Raw genomic sequence first — 25569 nt, forward strand, 5'->3', positions numbered from 1 at the left:
GTATTGGTCCATAAACACTCATGCGAGTGGATATCGTTCAAAGGCCGATTATGCTTGAAGTGACTTGCCGCGATTCGGGGCCGATGCCTCGTCGTGTTTCGCGCAGCCTGTAATGCCCTTGGGCCTGGGTGCGTGCTTTGGGATCTGATGGAGCACTCCGGTCTACCCCAACCAGACGGAGGCGACCCATGGCGGTCCTTGACAGCGCATCCACGGGCAGTAGCGCGCCCCAACGTGGCATCACCCGGGAGGAGCGCAAAGTCATCTTTGCCTCTTCCCTTGGTACCGTGTTCGAATGGTACGACTTCTACCTCTACGGATCACTGGCGGCGATCATCGCCAAGCACTTCTTCGCCGGGGTCAACGAAACCACCTCGTTCATCTTCGCCTTGCTCGCCTTCGCCGCCGGCTTTGCCGTGCGGCCGTTCGGCGCCATCGTGTTTGGCCGCCTGGGCGACATGATCGGGCGCAAGTACACCTTCCTCATCACCATCGTGATCATGGGCCTGTCCACTGCCGTGGTGGGGCTGTTGCCCAGCTACGCGACCATCGGCGTGGCCGCGCCGGTGATCCTCATCACCCTGCGCCTGTTGCAGGGCTTGGCGCTGGGCGGCGAGTACGGCGGCGCCGCCACCTATGTGGCGGAACATGCACCCAAGGGCAAGCGCGGCTTCTTCACCGCGTGGATCCAGACCACCGCGACCCTCGGGCTGTTCCTGTCGCTGCTGGTGATCCTGGCCTGCCGCACTGCCATGGGCACCGAGGCGTTCGAGGCCTGGGGCTGGCGCATCCCGTTCCTGCTGTCGATCCTGCTGCTGGCGATCTCGGTGTACATCCGCCTGCAGCTCAACGAGTCGCCGGTGTTCATGAAGATGAAGGCCGAAGGCAAGGCGTCGAAGGCGCCGCTGACCGAGTCGTTCGCCCGCTGGGACAACCTGAAGGTGGTGATCATGGCGTTGCTCGGCGGTACCGCCGGGCAGGCGGTGGTGTGGTACACCGGGCAGTTCTACGCGCTGTTCTTCCTGCTGCAGACCCTGAAGATCGACCCGCAGACCGCCAACCTGCTGATTGCCGGCTCGCTGCTGATCGGCACGCCGTTCTTCATTGTCTTCGGCAGTCTGTCCGACCGCATCGGGCGCAAGAAGATCATCATGGCTGGCTGCATCATCGCCGCGCTGACCTACTTCCCGATCTTCAAGGCGTTGACCGAGTACGGCAACCCGGACGTGTTCGTCGCCCAGGAGCAGAACCCGGTGGTGGTGGTGGCCGACCCCGGGCAGTGCGCGTTCCAGTTCGATCCGGTGGGCAAGGCCCGGTTCACCAGCTCCTGCGATATCGCCAAGAGCCTGCTGGCCAAGCGGGCGATCCCGTACGAGAACGAGAAGGCCGAGCCCGGCAGCGTGGCGCAGATCCGCATCGGTGAGCGGGTGATTCCGAGTTTCGAGGGCAGCAGCCTGGCCGCGGCTGACCTGAAGACCCAAAGCGATGCCTTCACCGCCACCCTGACGGCGGCCCTGAAGGAGGCCGGCTACCCCGAGAAGGCCGACCCGGCGAAGATCCACTACCCGATGGTGTTGCTGCTGCTGAGCATCCTGGTGATCTACGTGACCATGGTCTATGGCCCGATCGCCGCCTGGCTGGTGGAGCTGTTCCCGGCGCGGATCCGCTACACCTCCATGTCGCTGCCGTACCACATCGGTAACGGCTGGTTCGGCGGTTTCCTGCCAACGGTGGCTTTCGCCATGGTCGCGGCGACCGGGGATATCTACTACGGGCTGTGGTACCCGATCGTGATCGCGGTGATGACGGCGGTGCTGGGGATCTTCTTCCTGCCGGAGACCAAGGATCGCGACATCAACCACACCTGACTGCCTGCTGGCCCGCTCCCCGCATACGCGGAGCGGGCTTGTCGGTCAGTCGAAGTATCCACGCAAGGTATACCGGTACCCGACATCCACCGCCGAGGTCTGCGGTTTGGCATACGCCTTCTTGAGCACGAACTCGAACGCCGGTTCATACAATCCATCGCGCACCACGGCACCCGCCAGTACTTCCACCGTGTACCAGCCGTTGTCCAGCTCGATGATCGGTCGCCCCGGCTCCTGGTAGCGTGCCAGCAGGTCGCCCAAGGCCTTGTTGGTGAAGTGCTGCAGGATGCGCCAGGTGAACAGCATCAGCGCACGGTTCTCGATCCGCAGCACATACCCTGCGCGCCGATGTTTGAGGCGACTGCCGGGCTCCAGCAGTGCCGGCGTGGGCTCGTCGAGGGTGAACAGGATGCGGTAGGGCAGGTTGTCGATTCCGGCCAGGGGCAGGATTACCCCCTGCGCCACCGCCAGGTCGCCACTGTCGCCGCGGGTGAAGGCGCGGGCGAGGTCGTCGGGCAGGTCGTGGTCTTCCTTGAACTGTTCGAGCAACTGGATATCGCCGAGCAGGAAATAGTCGATCAGGTCGTTGAGTACTTCGCTGAATTCGAAGCGCATGGGTTGTCCTTGTTCTGGCTGCGCCGGGTTAGTTCAGCAATGTAGCAGTCCACGTGGAAAACCACGCGAGTATAAGGTGCGGGCCTGCCGGCTAATGCCGCTGGGCGATCTGGATCAGGTTGCCGCAGGTGTCGTCGAACACGGCCACGGTGACCGGGCCCATGGCCGTGGGCGGCTGGGTGAACTGCACGCCGGCCTTGCACAGCCGCTCATACTCGGCCTGGATATCGCGCACGCCGAAGGAGGTGGCGGGAATGCCGTCCTGCTTGAGCGCGGCCTTGTAGATTTTTGCCGCGGGATGGGCGTCGGGTTCGAGCAGCAGCTCGACGCCGTTGGGGTCGTTGGGGGAGGTGAGTGTGAGCCAGCGGTGCTTGCCCATGGGGATATCGTGCTTGGGTTCGAAACCCAGGACATGGTGGTAGAAGGCATGGGCCCTGGCCTGATCGTCGACGAAGATGCTGGTGACCACGATCTTCATGTGTATCCCTCTGAAGGGGCAGCATCGCGCTGCGGGTACCTGGGGATTATAGAAGGGCCGCCTGCACCGGGTGGATTGGTTCGCAGACTTTCAACCGGAGATCGCTGAGCCTCGTGGTGTGTCGGCACGTCACCAGGTCGAACAGCAAGCGCATTGCCCGTGTCGCCATGCGCCGCATCACCGGCGCCTGCAGGCGTTGTGCCGCTATGGCGCCAGGGCTTCGAAACCGACCTGCTGGGCACGGTCGGTATGGTGACGGCGGCGCTGCCCTGGCTCAAGGCCGCGCTGAATCACTATGGCAAGACACTTCGCTTGGACGCATGGCTCGGCCGGAGGAGGTCGCCCGGGCTCGACTGGTAGGTGTTGAGGCCTCGGGCAGACAGACGGTACAAATGCATAATCCAAAAGTGATATCAGATCGCTTGCATGGTGCTTGGGCCGATCTATGCTCAGGACATCCCGTGGATACAGGAGCCCCGGCCCATGTTCGAATACCATCGCAAGTCCGATCTGGTCGAAATCCAGCGCGCCCGGCAAGCCCTGGCGGGCATGGAGGCGAAGCTGGCGGCGATCAGCCGTTCCATGGCGATGATCGAGTTCGCGCCGGATGGCACGATCCTCGAAGCGAACGAGCACTTCTGCAAGACCATGGGCTACAGTGCCGATGAGATACGTGGCAAGCACCACCGGATCTTCTGTGACCCGACCTACGCCAAGAGTGCCGAGTATCAGCAACTCTGGCGTGAGCTGGGTCAGGGCAAGGCCATCAGCGGTACCTTCGAGCGCCTGGACAAGGCGGGCCGCGAAGTATGGCTGGAGGCGAGCTACATGCCGGTGATCGACGAGCGCCAGCAGGTCACCAGCGTGATCAAGGTGGCCTCCGACATCACCCGCCATGTGATCGAGGAGCATGAGAGCGAAAGCCTGCTCAAGGCCATCGGCCGCTCCATGGCGGTAATCGAGTTCACCCCGGCCGGGCGGGTAATCAAGGCCAACCAGAATTTCCTCGATACCATGGGCTATCGCCTGGAGGAAGTAGTCGGGCGCCACCATGGGCTGTTCTGCCTGCCCCATGAGCGCGAGTCGGCCGAGTACCGCGACTTCTGGGCCTCGCTCAACCGCGGCGAGTACCACTCGCACCGCTTCGAACGCATCAACAAGCAGGGCCAGACCGTGTACCTGGAGGCGTCCTACAACCCGATCTTCGACAACAAGGGCCGGTTGTACAAGGTGGTGAAGTTCGCCAGCGACATCACCCGGCAGATCAGCACCCAGCAGACCGCCGCCGATGCTGCCCATGCCAGTTCGATGCAGACCGACGCCTGCGCGCGCAAGGGCACCCAGGTGGTGCAGCAGGCGGTGGAGGTGATCGAGCAGATTTCCTCCGAGTTGAACGACGCCGCCCGTACCATCGATGCGGTGAGCAAGCAGTCCGAGGTGATCGGGCAGATCGTCCTCACTATCCGCGGCATCGCCGACCAGACCAACCTGCTGGCGCTCAACGCCGCTATCGAGGCGGCCCGGGCCGGCGAGCATGGCCGAGGCTTCGCCGTGGTCGCCGACGAAGTACGCAACCTGGCGGCGCGCACCAGTAAGGCGACCCTGGAGATCGTCGAGGTGGTGCGGCAGAATCACGACCTGTCACTGACCGCGGTGGCCAGCATGCAGTCGAGCCTGACCCGCACGGGGTTGGGCGTGGAGCTGGCCAACGAGGCCGGCACGGTGATCATGGAGATCCAGCAGGGATCACGGCACGTGGTGGACGCCATCAGTCAGATCAGTTCGACCCTTCAATTGCACTGAGGCTCTGGCGAAGCTCCAGCTCCAGGCCTTGCAGGCTCGCCCGCAACCGGGCGAGTAATTGATCCACGGGCAGGCCTAGGGCGATGGCTTGCTCCAAGGCTTCGCAGTCCTGTCTGACACCTCTGACCTTGAGCATTTTCGCGCCACCTTTGACCCGATGGACAACGGGCACCAGGGCCTCGGGTGACGGATCTGCGCCGAGCGCATGCAATGCCTGCAGGTCCTCGGCACTGCTTTGCGCCAGTTGTTCCAGCAGGCGTCGGGTCAACTGAGTGTCGTCCTGGGTGAGGTGGCGCAGTTCGGCCAGGTCGAAGCCGCTGGGCCGTGGCATCATGTCGACCTGATCGGGCAGGGTGGTGGCCAGTGGCAGGCATGCCCTGAGCGCCTGCAGGCCGATCGGTTTGAACAGGCATTCGTCCATGCCGCTGTCCAGGCAGCGTTGACGCTCTTCGGCCTGGGCGTTGGCGGTGACGCCGATGATGCGACAGGCCGGTGATCGAGCCTCGCGTTCCTCGGCACGGATGCTGCGGGCCAGCGTATGGCCATCCATGACCGGCATGCTGCAATCGGTGATCACCACGTCGAAACGACCGACTTGCCAGAGTGCCAGCGCCGTCTTGCCGTGATCGGCGAGAGTCACCTGGTGGCCCAGCGAACGCAGTTGCTTGTCGAGTAGCAGCAGGTTGGCCGGATAATCGTCGACCACCAGGACGCGCAGGGGGCCGCTGCCGGTTTCGATCGAGGCGCGGTCGAGCGACTCCCGGGTGGCGGGTTCGGCAGCGGGCAGGGTGAGGTGGACATCGACCTGGGTCCCCAGGCCTTCGATGCTGTGCAAGCGCAGCTCGCCGCCCATGAGCTCGCACAGCTCGCGGCTGATCACCAGTCCCAGCCCTGCGCCTTGGCGCGCCTGGCGGCCATCGACCTGGGAGAAGGTGGTGAACAGCCGTGTCTGGTCGCTGGAGCTGATGCCTACACCGCTGTCCTTGATCTGCAGCGTGACGTGCTGCAGGTCGCCGTCGAGCGGGGTCACCACCAATGACACATCGACCTGGCCCTGGTCGGTAAACTTGATCGCATTGCTCAGCAGGTTCGACAGTACCTGCTTGAGGCGCAACGGGTCGGCAAGCGCCCAGGCGCAGGTATCGGGCAGTACAGCACGCAGGTTGAGCCCCTTGAGACGGGCGTTGCCTTCGAAGACCCTCAGGGTGGTGCGCACGATCTCGACCAGGTCGGTGGCCACCGGTTGCAAGGTCATGTGGCCGGCCTCGATGCGTGAGATGTCCAGTACATCGCCGATCAGTTCGAGCAGGCCGATCGCTGAATCGTGGGCCGCCTCCAGCGCCTGGCGGTCGCTGTGGCCGTGGCGGCTGTCCTCCAGGGCCATTTCGAGCAGCCCGATGACGGCGTTCATCGGTGTGCGGATCTCATGGCTCATGACCGCCAAAAAGGTGCTTTTTGCCCGGCTGGCCTGCTCGGCGTCGTCCTTGGCCTGACGCAGCTGTTCGAGCAGCCCGCGGCTGAGCGTAAGCTGTTCTTGCAGGGCACGCTGGGCCTCGCTGCGTTGCTGGATCAGTTTACGCAGGTAGCTTTTCCAGAACACCACGCCGGCCAGCAGCAGCGTGGCCAGCACCAGGACCTGCAGCGCCAGTGTGCGGTAATTGCGCCAGGGGCTGTCACTGGCCACTGCGTTGGTGCGCCAGCGATTGACCAGTTGCTCCAGCTCATCAGGTGGGATACTCAGCAACGCCTTGTCGAGGATCGCCTGCAGTTGTGGCAGCGCGGGGCTGACGGCGAAGGTCGCCAGGGCGGGTTCATCGCCCAGTAACCCGGCGATTTTGAGGCGACCACTGAAAGCCTGGTTGATGAAGTAGGCGGCATTGACGTGCGAGTTGATGGCGACGTCGGCATCGCCGTTGGCCACCGCCTCCATGAGCTGCAAGGGATTTTCGACCTCCACGGTACGCAGGCCGACGACCTGGCGTTCCAGGTCGTCGAGCAATGGCGAGCCGCGCAGCAGTGCCACGCGCAACCCCTGCAGCGGCTGCTTGGTGTCTAGTGGCGGTGCATTCTGGCGGGTGACCAGCACTCGCGGGCTGATCATGTAGGGGCGTGTGTAGCGCAGGCGTTGGGCACGATGCACGCCGTAGCCGATAGCACCGATCATGTCCACCTTGCCTTGGGCGACTTGCTCGACCATGTCCTCGAATGACTCCGACTCGACGATCTGGAATTGCAGGCCGGTGCGCAGGCCGATGCGCTCCAGCAAATCCAGGGCGATCCCCCGTGCTTGCTGCTGGGCGTCGGTGAAACTCAGGGGGGCGAGGGTGGTGTTGATCATCACCTTGACCTGCCGGTGCCGGGCGATCCACTCGCGTTCTTCGTGGGTCAGGGCGTCGAGGCGGCGGTCGAGCAGGAAGCTGGTGCTGCCGCCCGTCCAGCGCCGAAGGATGTTCAGCCGTTCGCTGTCGGAGATGCGGCCGAGGGCGAGGTCGACCAGTTGCAGCAAGCGCGGGTTGTCTCGAGCCAGGGCAAACGCAAAAGTGCTGGCCGGCATCTGAACGAAATGATCGACCTTGACCCTTTCCTGGAAGCCCTTGGCGATCACGTAGTCGGCGCTGATGGCATCACCCAGGTAGACATCGGCTTGCCCCAGCGCCACCGCGGTCACACCGGCGAGCGTGGAGCGGTAGAGGCTGAGCTGAGCGTGGGGGTAGAGTTGCTGCACTGTGCGAATGGGCAGGTAATGGTCGACCATGGCCAGGCGCAGACCCTCAAGCTTGTCCTCTACGCGCAGGCTTCGGTTCTGCCGGGACACGATAACCGGCAAGTCGTCGGCATAGGGCAGGCTCAGCGTAAGGTCAGCATCGTTGGCCTCGAAGGCATTGGAGCTGCCCAGCAGGTCGATCTCGCCGGCACGCAAGGCATCGAGTGCCTGGGCGCGGCTGGCATAGCGTCGCACCTCGATGGGTAGCCCGAGCTGTTCGCCGATCAGGCCGGCATAGTCGGCGCTGAGGCCTTCGTAGTCAGCCTGGCTGATGTTGATGTCGAAGGGTGGATAGTCCGGGCGCGAGCTGCCCAGCACCAGGCGCTTGCGTTGGTTCAGCCACTGTCGGTCGGTCGCTGCCAACGCCAGCGGTGGCGCCGCGCTCAGGGCACGGGCAAGCAGGTGGCGGGGCTCGCTGTGCACCTCGCTCAGTGCGGATGGCGACAGCAACGCGACCAGCAGCAGGCACAGTGATGCCCCCTTAGTCATGGTTCAGGCCACGTTGTTGCGTTTGGCGAGGTCCACCATTTCGACCAGCGACTCGACCTTGAGCTTCTCCATGATCCGGCCGCGGTAGGTGCTGATGGTCTTGGCGCTGAGGTTCATCTGCTCGCCGATCAGCTTGTTGCTCTGGCCGGCGCTGAGCCGGCGCAGCACTTCCATTTCCCGGTTGGACAGCAGTGCCAGGCGCTCGGTCTCGCTTTCCAGGGTGTTGCTGTTGACCGCCATCTGCGGGAAGGTCGAGTAACCCTTGACCAGTGCCTTGAGGGCGAAGACCAGGGCATCGAGGTCTTCGTCCTTGTTGACGAAGGCCGAGATGCCAGCGTCCATGCAGCGCCGCACGTAGAGGTCGGCGGGCTGGCCGGTGAGGGCCATGATCCGGGGCGGTGGGTCGATCAGCTTGAGCCGCTTGATCACCTCCATGCCGTCGAGGTCCGGCAGGCCGATGTCGAGGATGACCACGTCCGCCTTGGTCTGCTCGGCCAGGCGAGCAGCCTCCTTGCCTTTACCGGTTTCCCCCACGACGGTGAAGCGTTCGCGTTCGAGCAGCATGCGTACGGCGAGTCGAACAATGTGGTGGTCATCGACCAACAGCACGGATGTCATTCAGGTAGCTCCTGTCAAAGTGCAGCTCGCTTCCAGCCTATGATCAAAGGCGCTGAGCAGCGGACTTGCTGGGCAGCGCGCACCTTACGGATATTCAGGAGCCTTGGTAATAGGCGAGTATAGGTGTGTTGAAAAACCTGCACAAACCTGTAGAAAAGTCCTACAAACGAGGTTCAGGCGCAGGGCGCGTGCGGCTTGTGCACACGCTGTGTCGAGGCGGGATTGTTGTCCAGCACCTTGCCGGCGCGGGAGGGGCGGGCAACCAGCTGGCCGCCGCAGTTCGGGCAGCGGTGGTGGAAGTGCCGGTCGTTGCAGGCTCGGCAGAAGGTGCACTCGAACGAGCAGATCAGCGCATCTGGGCTTTCGGCCGGCAGGTCGGCGTCGCAGCATTCGCAGTTGGGGCGCAATTCGAGCATGGTCTTGGTTTCCTTCCAGTTGGAAAACCCAGTGTGCTACGCCGCGCCCCGGTCGGCAATCGCTTCACGTGCCTGGACGGTAAAGGTGGGCGTGACCAGCGCGGTACAGGGCCGAGTCGGCGAATGGCGCGTCTCCCAGCACATGACCGACCAGGATCAGCGCGGTACGCCGAAAATCCTTGGCGGCAACGCGCTCGCAGATATCGGCCAGCGTGCCCTTGACCCAGTCCTGGTCCGGCCAGGTGGCGCGATGGACCACCGCTATCGGGCAGTCGACGCCATAGTGTGGCAGCAGCTCCTGGACGATGCGGGCCAGGTGGCGCACCCCCAGATGGATGGCCAGGGTACTGCCGTGGCGGGCCAGGTCGGCCAGTTGCTCACCGGCCGGCATTGGCGAACGGTCGCCAAAGCGGGTGAGGATCACGGTCTGCGCCACATCGGGCAAGGTCAGCTCGCAGCCGAGCAGCGCGGCACTGGCGGCGGTGGCGGTGACGCCGGGGACGATCTGGTAGTCGATATCCAGTTCGCGCAAGTGGCGGATCTGTTCGCCGATGGCGCCATAAAGGCTGGGGTCGCCGCTGTGCACGCGCGCCACGTCCTCGCCGTTGGCGTGAGCCTGGCGCATCGCCTCGACGATCTGCTCCAGGTGCAGTTCGGCGCTGTTGATTACCGTGTGCGCCTGGTGACCTTCCAGCACGGCGGCGGGGACCAGGGAGCCGGCATAGACGATCACTGGGCACTGGCGGATCAGGCGCTGGCCCTTGACCGTGATCAGCTCGGGATCGCCGGGGCCGGCGCCGATGAAATAGACCGTCATGGGGGTTCCTTGTATAGAAGAGTGGCGGATTATCCGCCGATGGCCAGGGCCAGGGTAGCGCTGCCGAGGACCTGCCTCGGCACGTGCAGGCGGCCGTTATCGCCGGCCAGGGCCAGTGCGGCGCTTTCGGCGACGCCCCAGCAGCCTGTCTGCGCGTACGCCGTGGGCGAACGCTGGCTGAGCTGCGCTTCGAAAACCAGTAGATGCGCGGCATCGAAACAGATGTACGGCAGCCCTAGGCGCTCGGCCAGTGCCAGCAGGCCGGGCTCGCGGGCCTTGGGCTCGATGCTGGCAATGCCGCGCAGGGCCGAGAGGGGCAGGGCGTTGCGGGTGAGGGTCTGGCGCAGCAATACCGCCAGGGTCTCGACCGGGCAGCCGCGGCGACAGCCAAAGCCGGCGTACAACGCCGGCTGAGCAGGCAGATCGCGCATCAGGCCTGGCTGGAGCGACGGTACAGCCAGGCGCTGAGCAGGCCCAGGGCCAGCCAGAACGCGGCGTTGGTCAGCCAGGAAGCGATCTTGAACTGGGTCTCGAGGGCTTGCGGCGCAAGGCTTTCATGCACGGCCGGCTGTGGCGCGCCGATCAGGTGCGGGATCACCAGCAGAGCGGCACCCAGCGCCTTGAGCAGCCAGTGCCGGGCGAACACCAACAACGCCAGGCCGGCGGCGGTGGCCGCTGCGGTGCCGATCCACCAGGTCTGGCGCTGACCGAGGTCGGCGGCGGCGGTGCCGGGCAGTTCCGGTGGCAGGCCAAGGGTCGGCGCCAGGCAGAACACGGCAAAGCCGGCCAGGCCCCACAGCGCGCCGGTGGCCACGCGGTTCGGTTCACGCAGGCCGTAGAGAGCGACCAGGATCAGGGCGAAACCGACGGCGACCACCAGGTTGCCACCGGTGGTGGACAGCACGCGCTGCCAGCCGTCTTCCGGCGACCAGGCTTCGGCGCTGTGCTCATGCTCGTGGGGCGCGGTGGCGTCGCCGTGCTCATGGTGTTCGGCGACCGGGGCGGCGGACTCGTAGGTTTCCGCCTGGAGAATCAGTGGGGTGACCCAGAAGCTTTGCAGCAGGGTCAGCAGCAGGGCCGCGAGCAGGCCGCTGAAGCCCGCGGTACGGGCGATGCGCGTAATCATGCGGGTTTACTCAGTGGCAAGGGAAGGCGGCGCTGTGGCGGGTATCGTGGGCAGCGTTGTGCACTGCCTCGATGTGCGAGAAACCGGCGAAGTACACCAGGCACAGGCCCAGCAGGCTGGCGCCGACCGCGACGATCAGTCGCTGGCTGAGGCTGACGGGGGTGGCGATACTGTGTTTGGCGCTGGTGATGGGCATGACGCGTTCCTCTGCTGCTTTTGTTGTGGCAACGGACATGCGCGACGACCCCGGGCACGATTGGCCCAGGTGATACGACGACGCCCGCCCACCGCGGGGTGTACTGTGAGCACGTGTCAGGCCGGTCTCCGGGCTGGCGAGGTGGAGCAGGACTCCGTGGGGCGTCACCTTCCCATGCCTTACTGTTGGCACAGTGGTTCGGACGCTTCTCTCGCTTACCGTTGCGGGGGCAGCACCGGCCTTGTCGGCTCCTTAGCAATGGAGGCGCGACGCACCGGTTTCCCGTTTCACCCCCGTCGGGGGCACCTGAACGCAATGCGCTAGCAAATCACGGGGCCGGGCCCGCGTCAATCGCCATGGCGGTTGACCGCCAGGCAGGCACTGCGTAGCCTTGCCGCTGCGAGGTTCTCGGGCGTTGGCCCGAGCTAAGACGGGAACGCGGTACAAGCCGCGGCTGCCCCCGCAACTGTAAGCACTGAAGGGTTCGGCACAGCCACTGCGCAGGCGCGCGGGAAGGCGCCGGCCCACCGGCCAGCGAGCCGCAGCGGTGCGAGCCAGGAGACCTGCCTCGTGACGTTTTCGACTTTCAACCGGGCGGGGTGATCCGGTGGCGAACGCGCCAGGCCGGCAGGGCCGTGGCTGTCGTCCTGCATGCCCGCGCCATTGCTGCCAAGGGCATCGCGACATGAAAACACTGGCCAAGCTTCCCGTCACCATCGTTACCGGCTTCCTCGGCTCGGGCAAGACCACCTTGCTGCGCCATATGCTCGACAACGCCCAGGGCCGCCGCATCGCGGTGATCGTCAACGAATTCGGCGAGCTGGGCATCGACGGCGAGATCCTCAAGCAGTGCAGCATCGGCTGCACCGAGGAAGAGGCCAACGGCCGCGTCTATGAGCTGGCCAACGGTTGTCTGTGCTGCACCGTGCAGGAAGAGTTCTTCCCGGTGATGCGCGAGCTGGTGGCCCGTCGCGGCGACCTCGACCACATCCTTATCGAGACCAGCGGCCTGGCCTTGCCCAAACCGCTGGTACAGGCCTTTCAATGGCCGGAAATCCGCAACGCCTGCACCGTCGACGCGGTGATCACCGTGGTCGACAGCCCGGCCGTGGCCGCCGGCACCTTTGCCGCCTACCCGGAGCAGGTCGATGCCCAACGCAAGCTCGACCCCAACCTCGACCACGAGTCGCCGCTGCACGAGCTGTTCGCCGACCAGCTGGCCAGTGCCGACCTGGTGGTGCTGAACAAGGCCGACCTGATCGACGCCGAGGGCCTGGCCAAGGTCCGTGCCGAGGTGGCCGAGGAGCTGCCGCCGGCGGTCAAGGTGATCGAGGCCAGCAGTGGCCGTCTGCCGCTGGAAGTGCTGCTGGGCGTGGGCGCCGAGTCCGAGGTGCATATCGATGGTCGCCGTACCCATCACGACTCGCATCACGACGGCGATGACCATGACGACCATGACCACGACGCCTTCGACTCGATCTCCATCGATCTGCCCGAGTCCGACGAGAGCCTGCTGCTCGACGCCCTGACCCAGTTGGTCACCGAGTTCGGCATCCTGCGCGCCAAGGGTTTCGCCGCGATTCCCGGCAAGCCGATGCGTCTGCTGATCCAGGGGGTGGGCACCCGCTTCGACAAGCATTTCGACCGCGCCTGGCGTAGCGATGAACCACGGATCACCCGCCTGGTGCTGATCGGCCAGGCGCTGGACGCCGCACAGCTGGAAGCGCGCCTGCGCCAGGCCCTGGGCGCCTGATCCATGCACCTGCTGCGGACCCAACCCGGCGGCTTCGTGCCGGACGACAGCATCGCCGACCTCGGCCAGACCCCCGCCGACCTGGTGATCCTCTGCAGCGGTGATTCACACCTGGCGCTGCTCGCCGAAACCGCCGAGCAGCTGCCGGCGCACTTCCCCAGCGTGCGCCTGGCCAACCCGATGCAGGTGCAGAACCATGCCTCGGTCGACCTGTATGTCGACCAGGTGCTGCGCCATGCCAAGGTGATCCTGGTGTCGCTGCATGGCGGCGTCGGCTACTGGCGCTATGGTGTCGAGCAACTGGTCGAACTGGCGGGGCGTGGGGTCGAGCTGATCCTGGTGCCCGGCGACGACCGCCCCGATCCTGAGCTTACCGACCTGGGCACGGTCCGCGGCGAACAGGCCGAGCGCCTCTGGCACTTCCTGCGCCAGGGCGGCAAGGCCAACGCCGTTAACCTGTTCAACTGCCTGGCCAGCCAATGGCTGGGTTGTGATTACCCGTGGGATGAGCCGCAGCCCTTGCCGCGCACGGCGGTCTATCACCCGGCCAAGGCCACGGCGCGCCTGGAGGACTGGTACGCCGAGTGGAATCCGGAGCATCCGGTGGCGCCGTTGCTGTTCTACCGTTCGCACCTGCAGGCGGCCAACACGGCGTTCATCGATGTGTTCTGCCAGCGCCTGCAGGCCTGCGGGCTGAATCCATTGCCCATTGCCGTGGCCAGCCTAAAGGAACGCGCCTGCCTGGACCAGGTCGAGGCCTGGCTCGACGAGGTGCAGGCCGAGGTGGTGATCAACACCACAGGCTTCGCCCTGTCCAGCCCCGAGCAACCCAACCTGCGTCCGCTGCGCCGCGATGTGCCGGTGCTGCAGGCGATCTGCGCCCAGGACAACCAACCTGGCTGGGAGCAGAGCGAGCAGGGCCTGGGCGCCCGCGACCTGGCGATGCACATCGCCTTGCCGGAACTGGACGGGCGTATCATCACCCGGCCGGTGAGTTTCAAGGACCTGGCCTGGCGCAGCGAGCGCAGCCAGTCCGATGTGGTCTGCTACCGGGCCCACCCCGAACGCATGGACTTCGTCGCCGAACTGGCACGGCGCTGGGTGACCCTGGCGCGCCTGGACAACCAGGAAAAGCGCGTGGCCCTGGTGCTGGCCAACTACCCGACCCGCGACGGGCGCATCGGCAATGGCGTCGGCCTGGACACGCCGGGCGCGGCGCTCAATATCCTTGAGGCCCTGCAGGCGCAGGGTTACCCAGTGGCTGGCCTGCCTGAAACCGGCACTGAGCTGATTCACCAGTTGCTCGGCGGGGTCACCAACGACCTCGACCATCTCGACCAGCGCCCCTGCGCCCAGAGCCTGGCCCTGGCCGATTACCAGCGCGCCTTTGCCGCCTTGCCCGAGACCAATCAACGCGCCGTGCTGGAGCGCTGGGGGCCGCCCGAGCAGGACCCGATGTTCCGCAGTGGGCGCATGATGGTCGCCGGCCTGCGCTACGGCCTGACCTTCGTCGGCATCCAGCCGGCGCGGGGCTACCAGGTGGACCACAGCGCCGTATACCACGACCCGGACCTGGTGCCGCCCCATGGCTACCTGGCGTTTCACTTCTGGCTGCGCAACGGCTATGCCGCCGACGCGGTGATTCATGTGGGCAAGCATGGCAACCTGGAATGGCTGCCGGGCAAGGGCGTGGGCCTGTCCGCCGAGTGCTGGCCGGATGCCTTGCTCGGCCCGTTGCCCAACATCTACCCATTCATCGTCAACGACCCGGGCGAGGGCGCCCAGGCCAAGCGCCGCACCCAGGCGGTCATCATCGACCACCTGATGCCGCCGTTGACCCGTGCCGAGACCTACGGCCCGCTGCGCCACCTGGAGCAACTGGCCGATGAATACTACGAGGCGCAGTTGCTCGACCCACGCCGTGCCCGCGAGCTGCAACGTGACATCCTCGAACTGGTCAAGACCCACCATATCGACCGCGAACTGCAGCTCGAAGGCCAGATGGAGGACGCGGCGGTCTGGCTGCCGCGGCTGGACACCTACCTGTGCGACCTGAAGGAATCGCAGATCCGCGACGGCCTGCACGTGTTCGGCCAGTCGCCGCAGGGGCGTTTGCGCAGCGATACGCTGCTGGCGTTGCTGCGGGTGGCGCGGGGCGATGGCAGGGGCGGTAACGCCAGCCTGATCCGCGAGCTGGCCAAGGCGTTGGCGCTGGGCTTCGATCCGCTGGATTGCGACCTGGGGCAGGCCTGGGAAGGGCCGCGCCCGGACCTGCTGACGCAACTCGACGCCAGCCTCTGGCGAACCTGTGGCGATACTCGCGAGCGCCTGGAGTTGCTGGCGTTGTCATTGATCGAGCAGGCCCAGATGGGCACGGTGGCGCTGCCGGACGAGGCGCAATGGGAGGCGGTGCGCGCGGTGCTGCGCACGCTCATCGAGCAGGTCGCGCCCGACCTCGATGCCTGCGGCGGCGCCGAGATCGATGGCCTGCTGGCGGCCCTGGCCGGGCGTTTCGTCCCGGCCGGGCCCAGCGGCGCGCCCAGCCGCGGCCGCCTGGACGTGCTGCCCACCGGGCGCAACTTCTATACCGTCGATGTGCGCAACCTGCCCACCGCCACGGCCTGGCGCCTGGGGTTCGCCTCGGCCAACCTGATCCTTGAGCGCCATCTGCAGGATCACGGCGATCACCTGCGTCAGTTGGGCCTGTCGGTGTGGGGCACGGCGACCATGCGCACCGGCGGCGACGATATCGCCCAGGCCATGGCGCTGATGGGCGTGCGCCCGGTGTGGGCCACCGGCAGCCAACGGGTCGATGACTTCGAGATCCTGCCGCTGAGCCTGCTCGACCGGCCGCGGGTGGACGTGACGCTGCGGGTATCGGGCTTTTTCCGCGATGCCTTCGGCAACCTGATCCGCCTGTTCGACGCCGCCGTGCAGGCGGTGGCGGCGCTGGACGAACCGGACGACCAGAATCCACTGGCCGCGCGGGTGCGCGCCGAGCGCCAAGCGCTGCTCAAGGCCGGAGTCGAGGCCGAGCAGGCGGCGCGACAGGCCGGTTGGCGGGTGTTTGGTGCCAAGCCTGGCGCCTACGGGGCGGGTGTGCAGAACGCTATCGATGGTCGCCTGTGGCACAGCCGCGACGATCTGGCCGAGGTCTACCTCAACCATGGTGGCTACGCCTACGGCGTCGCTGACGAAGGCACCCCGGCACGCGCCGCGTTCGTCCAGCGCCTGGCCCAGGTCCAGGCGGTGCTGCAGAACCAGGACAACCACGAGCACGACCTGCTCGACTCCAATGATTACTACCAGTTCCAGGGCGGCATGCTGGCGGCTGCCGAAACCCTGGCCGGCACCTCGCGGGCCAGTTACCACGGCGACCACAGCCAGGCCGACCGGCCCCGGGTGCGTACCCTCAAGGAAGAACTCAACCGGGTGATCCGTGCCCGGGCGCTCAACCCCAAGTGGATCGACGGTGCCAAGCGTCATGGCTATAAAGGCGCGTTCGAGCTGGCGGCCACGGTCGACAACCTGTTCGCCTTCGACGCCACCACCCACCTGATCGACGATCATCATTACCAAGGGCTGGCCGATGCCTATGTGCTCGACCCGACCACCCGCGATTTCATGCGCGAGCACAACCCCGAAGCCCTGCGCGACCTCACCGAACGCCTGCTGGAAGCCCAGCAGCGCGGGTTGTGGCAGGAGCCGGGCGACTATCGTGAAAGCCTCGAGCAGCAGTTGCTCGCCGGCGAGGAAGACAGCTGAACATGAGTGAACCCGTGCAATTCCCCCTGGCCGCCGTGGTTGGCGCCGACGACCTCAAGCTGGCCCTGTGCCTGACCGCCATCGACCCGAAGATCGGCGGCGTGCTGATCGAAGGCCCGCGTGGCATGGCCAAGAGCACCCTGGCCCGGGGCTTGGCCGATCTGCTTGGCGACGGTCCGTTCGTGACCCTGCCGCTGGGAGCCACCGAGGAGCGCCTGGTTGGCACCCTCGACCTGGATGCCGCCCTCGGCCAGGGCCAGGCACGGTTCTCGCCGGGCGTGCTGGCCCATGCTGACGGTGGGGTGTTGTACGTCGATGAAGTCAACCTGTTGCCCGATCCCTTGGTGGACCTGCTGCTGGATGTGGCCGCCAGCGGCACCAACCGCATCGAGCGCGACGGCATTTCCCATCGGCATGCCGCCCGCTTCGTGCTGATCGGCACCATGAACCCGGAGGAGGGCGAGCTGCGTCCGCAGTTGCTCGACCGTTTTGGCCTCAACGTGGCCCTGGAAGGTTTGCCAGCGCCGCAGGCGCGTCAGCAGATCATTCGGCGCCGGCTGGCCTTCGACAGCGATCCGCAGGCGTTCTGCGAACTGTGGGCCGAGCAGCAGGCGGCGTTGCGCGAGCGCTGTCGGTCGGCGCGTGAGCGCTTGGCATCGATCGCCCTGGACGACCAGGCCCTGGCCTGGATTACCGAACGCTGCTTCGCCGCTGGCGTGGACGGCCTGCGCGCCGACCTGGTCTGGTTGCGCGCAGCGCGGGCCCATGCCGCCTGGCGGGGTAACGCGGTGATCGAGGAGGTGGATGTGCAGGCGGTTGCCGAGTTTGCCCTGCGTCATCGGCGCCGCACCGAGGCGCCGCCACCCCAGGCCACTTCGGCTGGCGGGCAGGCGAGTGCGCAGGAGGCGCCGGGCGGTCAGGGCGACTGGGGGGCATTGCCTGCCCAGCCGGTGGCCACGGGGGCTCGGCGCGAGGTGCCGAACTGGGCAAAAAAGCCCTGAGCATCCGCTCGCGCCATGATCGGGTGGCGGATGCCAGGCCTCGCGTCGGCCATTTGACGGGGTCTTCCCGGGGCCGCCCGCGCACCAGCGATAGCGGGCGTATCGCCTGGTTGGCGACTTTGCTCAAGGGCCGGCCACGCCAGCGCCGCGACCTGTGTTGGCAGCAGCGCCAAGCCCAGGCGCCGGAATTGTGGCTGGTGATCGTCGATGCCTCGGCGTCGACCCGGCGCAATCAGGCACTGGCCCAGGCCAAGGGGCTGCTGGCCGGGTTGTTCGATGAGGCCTACCGTCAGCGTGCACGGCTGGCCTTGCTGACAGCCAGTGGCAACCGACCGCAATGGCAACGCCATGGCCTGAAAGCCTCGGCGGCGTTACAGCCCTGGTTGCAGGCGCTGGGGGCGGGCGGTGGTACACCGTTGCCGGCGGCACTGGAGGAGGCACGTCAGTGGTTGTTGGCCCGGCGCAAGCGCTTTCCCCATGAAACCCAGCGCTGCCTGGTGTTGACCGATGGCCGCCTGCAACAGGGTGCGGCGTTGCAACCGCTACCTTGCAGCACATTGCTGGTGGATATGGAAACAGCGGCGGTGCGCATTGGCCGGGCACGCCAACTTGCCGAACAACTGCAGGCCGACTATCGGCATATCGAGCAGTTCGCGGTGATCAAATAAGGATGTAACTGCGACAGGATGTCGCAATTGACCAAGTTATCCCCGAATGTGGGGAAACTTGCACAAGTGCGTGCTGGCCACGCACTTGCAGTACCGTGCTCTTTTACTTCGGCATCGACCAGGGTTGCAGGTCGTAACCTTTGCCGGACAGTTCGGCGCGCACTTCCTCGATCAGGCTGGCCCATTGCGCGGGGTCGGAATAGACGCGCGAGGACACTTGCTTGCTGCCGATACGGGTGCTGGTCCGGTCGATCACTGCCAGGCTCAGTTCACCAGTACCGTTAGGGGCATCCCAGGCTACGCACTGGAAGGGTTCGAAGGCGTGGTCGGCGATCAGCAGTGCTTCGTTGACACGGAGCGGGGCGTTCATGGTTCGGTCTCTCTCATGGTCCCAAACAGCGAAATAAAGTGCCGCGGTGTTATTCCACAAAAGTGTACAGCGCGGGGTTATTCGTACTGATGCTCCAGGTCAGGGTTCAAGTCACATGACCGTTGAAAATTTTTTAAATCGGCGATGTTTCCCTGCCTGTCCATCGCGCCTAAGACGGTAATCGAGTTGGAAAATTCCCGGCGTGGCATGCGCAGTTCTTACCGGGCTGACCAACGGTAGTGGGGAGCGTCAAGTTCATTGCTACTGTTAATTCGGGCGTCGCAACTGACTGTTTATAGTTAAAAAACCAAAATCTGGCGCCAAGGAAAGGTCATGCCCGATACCGCATCCCTGCGCCGCTTGCTGATCGTCGACCCCTGCGATGATTGCCACCGCCTCTTGCCGGGCCTGCGCAGCGTCGGCTGGGATGTGCGAAGTTGCACGCTCGAGGCTGCGATGGAGCAGCCCTGCGATGTGGGCCTGGTACGACTGCAAGCCTCGCACCTGTTGCACCCCGAGGCGGTCAAGGACCTGATCAAGCGCAGCAACACCGAATGGATCGCCGTGCTCAGCGCCGAAGAATTGCGCCTGCAGAATGTCGGCGATTTCGTCTGCGAGTGGTTTTTCGATTTCCACACCCTGCCGTTCGACGTCTCGCGAGTGCAGGTTACCCTGGGCCGCGCCTTCGGCATGGCGCGGCTGCGCGGCAAGGGCACGGTGCGGGTGGACGAGCCCGAACACGAACTGCTTGGAGAGAGCCGTCCGATCCGTGAGCTGCGCAAGTTGCTGGGCAAGCTGGCGCCGACCGAATCGCCGGTGTTGATCCGGGGTGAAAGCGGCACGGGTAAGGAGTTAGTGGCGCGTACCTTGCATCGACAATCGCAACGGCGCGACAAACCGTTCATCGCCATCAACTGCGGCGCCATCCCCGAGCACCTGATCCAGTCCGAGTTGTTCGGCCATGAAAAAGGCGCGTTCACCGGGGCGCACCAGCGCAAGGTGGGGCGTATCGAGGCGGCCAATGGTGGCACCCTGTTCCTTGATGAGATCGGTGACCTGCCGTTGGAGTTGCAGGCCAATCTCCTGCGATTTCTACAGGAGAAGCACATCGAGCGGGTAGGGGGCAATCAGCCCATCGCGGTGGACGTCAGGGTATTGGCGGCGACGCACGTGGACTTGGAGAAGGCCATTGCGCTGGCACGCTTTCGCGAGGACCTGTACTACCGGCTCAATGTCCTGCAGGTGGTGACCGCGCCGCTACGTGACCGGCATGGCGACCTGTCGATGCTGGCGAGCCATTTTTCCCAGTTCTACAGCGCCGAGACGGGGCGCCGGCCGCGCTCGTTCAGCGAGGGCGCCTTGGCGGCCATGGGGCGCCACGATTGGCCCGGCAATGTTCGTGAGCTGGCCAACCGGGTGCGCCGCGGCCTGGTGCTGGCCGAGGGCCGGCAGATCGAGGCGCAGGACCTGGGCCTGCAGGAGCTGCAGGAGCAGGACCAGCCGCTGGGCACGCTGGAGGACTACAAGCATCGGGCCGAGCGCCAGGCGCTGTGCGATGTGCTGAACCGGCACAGCGACAACCTGAGCATCGCGGCCAAGGTGTTGGGCGTTTCCAGGCCAACGTTCTATCGGCTGTTGCACAAGCACCAGATTCGCTAGCTGACCTCAGCTCGACTGGGCAAGATGCCCGTCAGCCAACTCTTCCACCATCTCCGGCTCATCTGGCAGCGCGGTAATCACGCTGAAATCGCTGACTTCCACCTCGCCCCCGCCATACCCCAGCAGATGGAAGGAAAACGCCTTGCGCACGGTTGGGTTGTCGAAGTCGAACGCCATTTCCAACGGTTCATCAGCCGTCACGCGGATCTCTTCGGGCAGCCCGAGCTGCACGTCCTGCTCCAGCTCCTTGGCCTTGAGGCGGATATACGCCGCATGCCGGGGATCCAGCGCACGTACCTTCAGTCGCACACGGGTACGCGACCCCTCGGGCATCTCCAGGTATTGCGCGCCGATCAGGTTGTCCGCCCAGTCATCCTTGATGCGCTCAGCCAAGGCGATGGGCGAGGGCCCACCGAACTGGTAGCGCAGGTTGAGCGGGGTCTGCAGCAGCGACTGGTCGAGGTTGGCGGCCAGCAGATTGAGTTGCGGCCCTAGGCTGTCCTCGCCACGGCCAAGGAACTGGGCCTGGTCCGCAATGAATCCACTGCTGGCATAGCGCCGACAGCGTTGCTGGAAGTCGCACTCGCTGAGGGTGCCCTGGCCGTCGTGGTAGCGCAGCATGCCGTTGGTGTAGGAGATCATCTCGCGGCCGCTGTCGTAGTCGCGGTACAGCGAGCGTCCGCCCAGGGCTGCCGGAATCGGCAGGGCGAAATAGTCGAGCAGGGAGGTGCTCAGGTCAATGTGGCCGTAGGTGCCCTGCTTGAGCCTGGGTAGCTGGGCCTGCTCCGGCGCCAGTGTGAGGTTGAAGCCCCAGGCCGAGGCCAGGCGCACGCCATCGATGCCGTGCGACTCGTCCGAGGTGACGATCACCAGGGTGTCTTGCAGCACGCCCTGTTTCTCGAGGCTGTCGAGGAAGCCACCCAGTGCATCGTCAAGGTAGGCCACTGCGGCCTGCTTGGGCGTATCGAAGCGTTGCAGATAGGCATCAGGCGCCGAGTAGGGCTGGTGAGTGCCGACCGTGAGCAGGGTGAGCATCCAGGGTTGTGGTTGCTTGCGCAGCTCGCCGACATAGTCGAGCGCGCCTTCGAAAAAGGCGCGGTCGTCCTTGCCCCAGGGGAATTCCAGGTAGTTGTCGTTGGCGAACCACTCTTGGCCATGCACCGCGTCGAAGCCGATATGCGGCATGATTCGGTCCTTGGCCATGAAGCGCAGCCCAGCGCCCTGCAGGTAATGGGTGGCGAAGCCGGCCTCGCGCAGTTGGGCCGGCAGGCACGCCTGGTTGCGCTGCTGCTGGGTCAGCAGTTCGACGCCCTTGGGCGTGCCGTTGGCCAGCTTGTCGTAGTCGCCGCAGAGCATCGCGTAGAGCCCGCGAATGGTCTGGTGGGTGTGCAGCACATAGTCAGGGGTGTTCATGCCGCGCTCGGCCCACTGGCTGAGCCGCGGCATCAGCTCCTGTTGGAAGCGGCTGCCGAGTGCCTCGCGGTTGGGGCGCAGGTAGGCGCCGGGGATGCCCTCGACGGTGATGATCAGCAGGTTGCGCGCCTTGCCCGGGGCGTCGAGCAGCTTGGCGCCATTGAGGTCGGATTGGGTCAGGCCGGCGCTGGACAGCGCCGTGACAGCCGGCACATGGCCCATGCCACGCAGGGCCTGATGCTGTAACTTGCCCATTGCTGCCGACAGCGCCTGGTGGGTGAGGCCGTACTGTCGCCACTGGTCGGCGTCCGAGGGCGCCAGTTGCTGGCCGCCCCAGTGCAGGCCGAACAGCGCCACAGGCACGGCCCAGAGACACCGTGGCAAGGGTGCGCCGGCAGGCGACCGCCATACGCTCGTCAGCCATATGCCAAGGCCTGCGACCAGCAGGGCAGGCAGCCAGGCATGGGCGAGGGCGCCGGCGGTGGAGTTCTCCATGAACTGCGGGTCGACCAGATAGGCCAGGTCGTCGACCGTGGGCAATCGGCCGACGGCACTGACCAGCTCGGCGGATGCCACCCACAGGCCACCCCAGGCCAACAGCAGCGGCAAGGCCAGCCACCAGGAGCGACGATGGGCAAGCAGCAAAAGCAGGCTGCCGATGGCGAGGTCCGATAGGTAGCCGAAGGGGTTGGACCAGCCCAGCAGGGTGCGCGCGGTCAGCGGAATCACCAGCACCAGGATTGCCAGCGTGGCAAGGCGGGCGCGAGGGTGACCGAGCAGGTTGTTCACGAAACTTTCCTTATTGCCATTAAGTCGTCACAAAACTGTGCGCGATGATAACAGGCCGATGCCGGGAAAGTTGGACGCTACAAAACCGGTAACCAAATCCCGGGCCCTGGATCGGGCCCGGTTGGTGGCTCAGAAGTAGTAGGGGAATTTCAGGCTGAACGAAAAGTCCGGTGCATCCTCGGTCAGTCCGATGGACAGGTTGGGGACGATGGTCAGGTTGTCGGTGGCGGCGAAGGTCAGGCCGACGTTGAAGTTGGCGGCGTTGTAGTCGCTGTTGGTGATCGACTGCCAGTCGCCGCCATCGGGCTTGATCTTGCTCTTGCGGGCAAACTGGTCGGTGACCGAGAACGACATGCTCATCCGTTCGTTCAGGGCAAAGGCGATACCGCCGCCGATCTGCCAGGAGTCACCCAGTTTCACGTCACCTTTGACCTTGCTGTTGACCTGGGGGCTGATGTCGCTGAACGAATCCTGCATGTTGTAGGTGTAGGACAGGCTGGCGAACAGCACGGCCGGGTCGAAGGTCTTGACCAGCGAGATACCCGGCGTGATCGCCCAGACGCCGTTGCCGGTCGGCAGGCTCTCGGGCACCGACAGGTTGTTGTTGGTAGGGTCTTCGACCAGCTTGATGCCATAGGGGTCCTTGCCGGTAGGGGCTTTGACCCGCAGGGTGACGACTGCGTCGGGCAGGTTCTCCGACTCGTCGAGGAACTTGTAGGCCACGCCAACGTTGACGTCGCCGATGGTCGGGTCGCGGGTGACCGTTGCATCGGAGGTGACCGGCCCGGCACCACCGGCGCCGCCGGAGGAATAGGTCGATTCGCGATAAACGATGGGTACGTTAATATCGAACTGCCAGCGTTGATCCACGTTGTAGCGGGCGGTCAGGTCCAGGGTCCAGTTGTCCGCCTTGATCCGGTCGAGGTTGATGTTGCCGAGGAAGATCGAGTCGAGGGCGAGGAAACCATTGAGCGTCAGCGCACGGGTATCGTAGTGCGTGTAGGTAATCCCGGTCTCGACGCTGAACTTGCCGCCACCGAAGAATCCACTGGCCTCGTCATACAGGTTGGAAACGCTTTGCGCAGGTTCCGAATCATCCTTGAGCGACTGGCCGTAGGAGCTGCCACTGCTCCCCGGAGCACCGGAAGCCACGGTCTGCGCGCCTTTGGCCGGTGTCGAGGGTGACTTGGTGAGTCGCTTGGGCGGGGGTGCCGCCGGGGTTTCCTCGACTTGACGGACGCGCTGCTCAAGCACCATCAAGGCATTCTGCTGGGCTTCGTAACGTTGTTTCAGCTCGCGCAGTTCTTGCTTCAGTGCCTCGACCTGAGGGTCCGGAGCTGCGTAAAGCATTGTCGCAGGGGCCAATGTACTCAAACAAACTACAGCTCTGAACGTCAACGATCGTTGCATGGGTTAGCCGTCCCTTCTGACTACATACGATGAGACTGAGCGTAGATCAGTATCCGAGTGCGCGAAGACCTTTGAGCTGGTCAAGATTGCCGTTCAGCGCGGCGGCGGGCACATGGTCGCGCAGCACGACGTTGAGCGAGGTGAGGTTGCTGACCTGGTTGCCGCTGCCGAGCAGCGTGGCGTTTTGCATCAAGCCGCCTTGGGCGATCTGCTGCAGGGTGCTGCCCTGGTTGTTGTTGGCCACCACGTTCAGCTGCACGCCCGTTCCGCTCGCAGAGACGCTCAGGGAGCCGGCAGCGTTGCTGCCGACCAGTGTGGAACCGGCGGCAAGCAGTTGGCCTTGCTGCGGCGTTTCGGGCACCTGGTTGGCCTTGGTGACGCTGATGTCGACGTTGTTGTTGGCCGTGTTGTTGTCCCCGGCCGCGCGCACGACCTGGGTTACGCCGACGGTGGTGTCCAGGCCTGCGCCACCGGTAATGGTGCCGGTGCCCTTGGCGCTGGACGAACCGCTGCCTTTCTCGTCGATCATGGACACATAGAACTGCGGCTTGATGGTCGACTGTTGCACCTGCATCGAGGTCCTGGCGCCGATGACATCGCCGTTGGCGTTCTGCCAAGTGCTGGTCATCACCACGCCGAAGCTGATGATGCGCCCTGGCAACACATAGCGACCGCGCAGGTTCGCCAACTCCTGATCCTTCAGTTCAATGGGCTTGAACGTCTCTGCCTGGATGGGCAAGGCGGTGGCCAGGCAGATCAGGGGAAGCCAGGCTGCAGTCTTCATGGGATGCTCCCGACGCGTTGCGCTCGATTATCGTTAGAAGAAGTCGCTGCGAATGAAGCCGAAGTCCATCAGTTCGGCGTCCTTGACCGGGGTGAAGGAATTGATGCGATCCTTGGCGCTCAGTGGCAGGGGCGGGTCGAGCAAGGCATTGGTCTTGTCGTAGCCCTGGCCGATCACGGCGAAGATGATGCCGTTCCAGCCCTTGAGGAAGTCTTCGACCTTGTAGCGTTTGTGGCCGAGCACCGGGTCGCCGATGTAGACCCAGCCCTTGTCGACCCGCTGCAGGACCACGAAGTGCTTGTAGCCACGGATGTCCATCAGCACCACCACGGGGATGCGCACGCTGCTCAGGGTGTCGGCGGCGACCCGGTAGCCGCGGGCACGCATGCCGAGGCTTTCCACGTAGCGTTTCATGTCGAGCATCGAGAAACCCTGGACCTTGACCAGTTCCTGGTCGGCGTGGGCCAGCATGCCCTCGATGATCGTGTGTTCGTCCACGTCCAGCCAGTAGGCCTGGCGCAGGATGGTTGCCAGCGCCGCGGCGCCGCAACTGAAATCGGTCTTCTGTTGCACCAGGTCGGCGAACTTGCGCTCGCGAATGCTCTGGATGGGCTTGTAGATCACCGCGCCCCCCGGCAAAACCGAAAGCGGCATCTGCGCCGCTTCGCTGTAACTGGCCATGCACAGCAAAAACGCCAAGGCGATCATACGCATGGTCGTGCCCCCCCGATCCTGTTGAGGAAAGGCCCCCCGAAGGGGGCCTCAAG

The 25569-nt window shown here is 65.1% G+C and carries 20 protein-coding genes, 2 pseudogenes and 2 riboswitches; of the genes and pseudogenes, 8 read left to right on the plus strand and 14 right to left on the minus strand.

Annotated elements, in window-relative coordinates:
- The first annotated feature begins 188 nt into the window (after positions 1–188).
- Entirely contained in the window at positions 189–1868 is a 1680-nt protein-coding gene (locus AC25MA_RS22860) for an MFS transporter (protein WP_028690787.1), read from the plus strand.
- A 45-nt stretch (positions 1869–1913) separates the two neighbouring features.
- On the opposite strand, the gene AC25MA_RS22865 is transcribed toward AC25MA_RS22860, so the two are convergent.
- Complete coding sequence (locus AC25MA_RS22865) at positions 1914–2483, minus strand: hypothetical protein (protein WP_028690788.1); 570 nt, start codon at positions 2481–2483, stop codon at positions 1914–1916.
- A 91-nt stretch (positions 2484–2574) separates the two neighbouring features.
- Entirely contained in the window at positions 2575–2961 is a 387-nt protein-coding gene (locus AC25MA_RS22870; protein WP_186595799.1) for a VOC family protein, read from the minus strand.
- A 549-nt stretch (positions 2962–3510) separates the two neighbouring features.
- Here AC25MA_RS22870 and AC25MA_RS22875 point away from each other — a divergent pair.
- Positions 3511–4227, plus strand: a pseudogene (locus tag AC25MA_RS22875) (PAS domain-containing protein); the annotation flags it as partial.
- Positions 4228–4341: 114 nt separating this feature from the next.
- Positions 4342–4764, plus strand: a pseudogene (locus tag AC25MA_RS22880) (methyl-accepting chemotaxis protein); the annotation flags it as partial.
- Here the strand turns inward: AC25MA_RS22880 and AC25MA_RS22885 are convergent.
- From AC25MA_RS22885 to AC25MA_RS22915, 7 genes are all read right to left on the minus strand, one after another.
- Positions 4739–8017, minus strand: coding sequence for a transporter substrate-binding domain-containing protein (locus tag AC25MA_RS22885; RefSeq protein ID WP_486972401.1), 3279 nt, complete (start codon positions 8015–8017; stop codon positions 4739–4741). The pseudogene AC25MA_RS22880 and the gene AC25MA_RS22885 sit on opposite strands and share 26 nt — an antisense overlap.
- A 3-nt stretch (positions 8018–8020) precedes the next feature.
- On the minus strand, positions 8021–8635 hold the full coding sequence (locus AC25MA_RS22890) for a response regulator transcription factor (protein ID WP_028690792.1): 615 nt from the start codon (positions 8633–8635) through the stop codon (positions 8021–8023).
- A gap of 173 nt (positions 8636–8808) precedes the next feature.
- Complete coding sequence (locus tag AC25MA_RS22895) at positions 8809–9051, minus strand: DUF1272 domain-containing protein (protein WP_028690793.1); 243 nt, start codon at positions 9049–9051, stop codon at positions 8809–8811.
- A gap of 64 nt (positions 9052–9115) precedes the next feature.
- Positions 9116–9868 (minus strand): precorrin-4 C(11)-methyltransferase, encoded by a 753-nt coding sequence (gene cobM / locus AC25MA_RS22900; protein WP_028690794.1) that lies wholly within the window; start codon positions 9866–9868, stop codon positions 9116–9118.
- Between the two features lie 29 nt (positions 9869–9897).
- Entirely contained in the window at positions 9898–10299 is a 402-nt protein-coding gene (locus AC25MA_RS22905) for a cobalamin biosynthesis protein (protein WP_062360324.1), read from the minus strand.
- Positions 10299–10994 carry a CbtA family protein gene (locus AC25MA_RS22910; RefSeq protein WP_062360322.1) on the minus strand — a complete coding sequence of 232 codons (696 nt, stop codon included), beginning with the start codon at positions 10992–10994 and terminating at the stop codon, positions 10299–10301. The genes AC25MA_RS22905 and AC25MA_RS22910 overlap by 1 nt, the downstream gene beginning before the upstream one ends.
- Before the next feature lie 10 nt (positions 10995–11004).
- Positions 11005–11190 carry a CbtB domain-containing protein gene (locus tag AC25MA_RS22915; protein ID WP_028690797.1) on the minus strand — a complete coding sequence of 62 codons (186 nt, stop codon included), beginning with the start codon at positions 11188–11190 and terminating at the stop codon, positions 11005–11007.
- A 102-nt stretch (positions 11191–11292) separates the two neighbouring features.
- Positions 11293–11514, minus strand: a riboswitch (cobalamin riboswitch).
- Positions 11515–11575: 61 nt separating this feature from the next.
- A riboswitch (cobalamin riboswitch) is annotated at positions 11576–11775 on the plus strand.
- A 100-nt stretch (positions 11776–11875) separates the two neighbouring features.
- On the opposite strand from AC25MA_RS22915, the gene cobW reads away from it, so the two are divergent.
- The 4 genes from cobW to AC25MA_RS22935 all read left to right on the plus strand — a co-directional run bounded on the left by cobW (position 11876) and on the right by AC25MA_RS22935 (position 18377).
- Positions 11876–12943, plus strand: coding sequence for a cobalamin biosynthesis protein CobW (cobW, locus tag AC25MA_RS22920; protein ID WP_028690798.1), 1068 nt, complete (start codon positions 11876–11878; stop codon positions 12941–12943).
- 3 nt (positions 12944–12946) lie between these two features.
- On the plus strand, positions 12947–16708 hold the full coding sequence (gene cobN, locus AC25MA_RS22925; RefSeq protein ID WP_213882968.1) for a cobaltochelatase subunit CobN: 3762 nt from the start codon (positions 12947–12949) through the stop codon (positions 16706–16708).
- Positions 16709–16710: 2 nt separating this feature from the next.
- Positions 16711–17709, plus strand: coding sequence for a magnesium chelatase ATPase subunit I (locus AC25MA_RS22930; protein WP_088853048.1), 999 nt, complete (start codon positions 16711–16713; stop codon positions 17707–17709).
- A gap of 101 nt (positions 17710–17810) precedes the next feature.
- Entirely contained in the window at positions 17811–18377 is a 567-nt protein-coding gene (locus tag AC25MA_RS22935) for a vWA domain-containing protein (RefSeq protein WP_088853077.1), read from the plus strand.
- A gap of 103 nt (positions 18378–18480) precedes the next feature.
- On the opposite strand, the gene AC25MA_RS22940 is transcribed toward AC25MA_RS22935, so the two are convergent.
- Positions 18481–18747: a hypothetical protein gene (locus tag AC25MA_RS22940; RefSeq protein ID WP_028690802.1), complete on the minus strand. Its 267-nt coding sequence runs from the start codon at positions 18745–18747 to the stop codon at positions 18481–18483.
- A gap of 333 nt (positions 18748–19080) precedes the next feature.
- Between AC25MA_RS22940 and AC25MA_RS22945 the strand changes: the two genes are divergently transcribed.
- Positions 19081–20406, plus strand: a complete 1326-nt coding sequence (locus tag AC25MA_RS22945) for a sigma-54 dependent transcriptional regulator (RefSeq protein WP_062574247.1) — start codon at positions 19081–19083, stop codon at positions 20404–20406.
- Between the two features lie 6 nt (positions 20407–20412).
- Here the strand turns inward: AC25MA_RS22945 and AC25MA_RS22950 are convergent, their stop codons facing one another.
- The 4 genes from AC25MA_RS22950 to AC25MA_RS22965 all read right to left on the minus strand — a co-directional run bounded on the left by AC25MA_RS22950 (position 20413) and on the right by AC25MA_RS22965 (position 25516).
- On the minus strand, positions 20413–22608 hold the full coding sequence (locus AC25MA_RS22950) for an LTA synthase family protein (protein WP_486972402.1): 2196 nt from the start codon (positions 22606–22608) through the stop codon (positions 20413–20415).
- A gap of 129 nt (positions 22609–22737) precedes the next feature.
- Positions 22738–24018: a hypothetical protein gene (locus tag AC25MA_RS22955; protein WP_486972403.1), complete on the minus strand. Its 1281-nt coding sequence runs from the start codon at positions 24016–24018 to the stop codon at positions 22738–22740.
- 46 nt (positions 24019–24064) lie between these two features.
- The gene (locus AC25MA_RS22960) at positions 24065–24802 is read right to left on the minus strand and encodes a hypothetical protein (RefSeq protein WP_463402398.1); all 738 of its coding nucleotides are present in this window, start codon (positions 24800–24802) and stop codon (positions 24065–24067) included.
- 33 nt (positions 24803–24835) lie between these two features.
- On the minus strand, positions 24836–25516 hold the full coding sequence (locus tag AC25MA_RS22965) for a C39 family peptidase (RefSeq protein WP_062360316.1): 681 nt from the start codon (positions 25514–25516) through the stop codon (positions 24836–24838).
- Between the last annotated feature and the right edge of the window lie 53 nt (positions 25517–25569).

Source organism: Pseudomonas sp. P65(2024) (assembly GCF_057480955.1).

Excerpts from the sequence above, each read along its gene's own strand:
- AC25MA_RS22860 (WP_028690787.1), top strand. The coding sequence starts at position 189 with ATGGCGGTCCTTGACAGCGCATCCACGGGCAGTAGCGCGCCCCAACGT.
- AC25MA_RS22865 (WP_028690788.1), bottom strand. The coding sequence starts at position 2,483 with ATGCGCTTCGAATTCAGCGAAGTACTCAACGACCTGATCGACTATTTC.
- AC25MA_RS22870 (WP_186595799.1), bottom strand. The coding sequence starts at position 2,961 with ATGAAGATCGTGGTCACCAGCATCTTCGTCGACGATCAGGCCAGGGCC.
- AC25MA_RS22885 (WP_486972401.1), bottom strand. The coding sequence starts at position 8,017 with ATGACTAAGGGGGCATCACTGTGCCTGCTGCTGGTCGCGTTGCTGTCG.
- AC25MA_RS22890 (WP_028690792.1), bottom strand. The coding sequence starts at position 8,635 with ATGACATCCGTGCTGTTGGTCGATGACCACCACATTGTTCGACTCGCC.
- AC25MA_RS22895 (WP_028690793.1), bottom strand. The coding sequence starts at position 9,051 with ATGCTCGAATTGCGCCCCAACTGCGAATGCTGCGACGCCGACCTGCCG.
- cobM (WP_028690794.1), bottom strand. The coding sequence starts at position 9,868 with ATGACGGTCTATTTCATCGGCGCCGGCCCCGGCGATCCCGAGCTGATC.
- AC25MA_RS22905 (WP_062360324.1), bottom strand. The coding sequence starts at position 10,299 with ATGCGCGATCTGCCTGCTCAGCCGGCGTTGTACGCCGGCTTTGGCTGT.
- AC25MA_RS22910 (WP_062360322.1), bottom strand. The coding sequence starts at position 10,994 with ATGATTACGCGCATCGCCCGTACCGCGGGCTTCAGCGGCCTGCTCGCG.
- AC25MA_RS22915 (WP_028690797.1), bottom strand. The coding sequence starts at position 11,190 with ATGCCCATCACCAGCGCCAAACACAGTATCGCCACCCCCGTCAGCCTC.
- cobW (WP_028690798.1), top strand. The coding sequence starts at position 11,876 with ATGAAAACACTGGCCAAGCTTCCCGTCACCATCGTTACCGGCTTCCTC.
- cobN (WP_213882968.1), top strand. The coding sequence starts at position 12,947 with ATGCACCTGCTGCGGACCCAACCCGGCGGCTTCGTGCCGGACGACAGC.
- AC25MA_RS22930 (WP_088853048.1), top strand. The coding sequence starts at position 16,711 with ATGAGTGAACCCGTGCAATTCCCCCTGGCCGCCGTGGTTGGCGCCGAC.
- AC25MA_RS22940 (WP_028690802.1), bottom strand. The coding sequence starts at position 18,747 with ATGAACGCCCCGCTCCGTGTCAACGAAGCACTGCTGATCGCCGACCAC.
- AC25MA_RS22945 (WP_062574247.1), top strand. The coding sequence starts at position 19,081 with ATGCCCGATACCGCATCCCTGCGCCGCTTGCTGATCGTCGACCCCTGC.
- AC25MA_RS22955 (WP_486972403.1), bottom strand. The coding sequence starts at position 24,018 with ATGCAACGATCGTTGACGTTCAGAGCTGTAGTTTGTTTGAGTACATTG.
- AC25MA_RS22960 (WP_463402398.1), bottom strand. The coding sequence starts at position 24,802 with ATGAAGACTGCAGCCTGGCTTCCCCTGATCTGCCTGGCCACCGCCTTG.
- AC25MA_RS22965 (WP_062360316.1), bottom strand. The coding sequence starts at position 25,516 with ATGCGTATGATCGCCTTGGCGTTTTTGCTGTGCATGGCCAGTTACAGC.